We start from the raw sequence: 457 nt of genomic DNA, 5'->3' as shown, positions 1-457 counted from the left end.
TCCAACGCTTTCAACTTCATGAGTTTCCTGTCCATCAGCGTCGACCCGCGCACCGGCCAGTACACCGTCGCCATCGACCTGCCGGAACTCAAATCCAATGACCTGTGCGGTCCGGCGGTACCGCTGCAACTGGTCTTCAACCCGCTCAACACCCTGGATTCCGGCTTCGGCATCGGCTGGAACCTCAACCTGTCCCAGTTCACGCCCCATAACAGCATGCTTGCCCTGGCCACCGGTGAGACCTTCAAGGTCACTGGCAGCGGCCCTGAGCCTGCGCTCAAGGAAAAGAAACTCGACAGCTTCCACCTCTATAACGACGGCAACGACCGCTACCGGGTCGTGCACAAGTCCGGCCTGATCGAAACCCTGCAAACCGGTGGCAGCGCCAATGAGCGGGTGGCCTTGCCGGTAGAGCTCCATGCCCCCTCCGGGCATAAAGTCGACCTCGCCTACACCG

General features: G+C 61.1%; 1 protein-coding gene. It reads left to right on the top strand.

The features are described 5' to 3' along the window. A partial coding sequence (locus tag ACZYSM_RS29385; protein ID WP_489077200.1) for a hypothetical protein occupies window positions 1-457 on the top strand: 457 nt, incomplete at both ends.

It is taken from the genome of Pseudomonas sp. F220 (assembly GCF_057813935.1).
The sequence above is the reverse complement of the archived record's forward strand: the minus strand, read 5'-3'. Positions and strand labels throughout refer to the sequence as shown.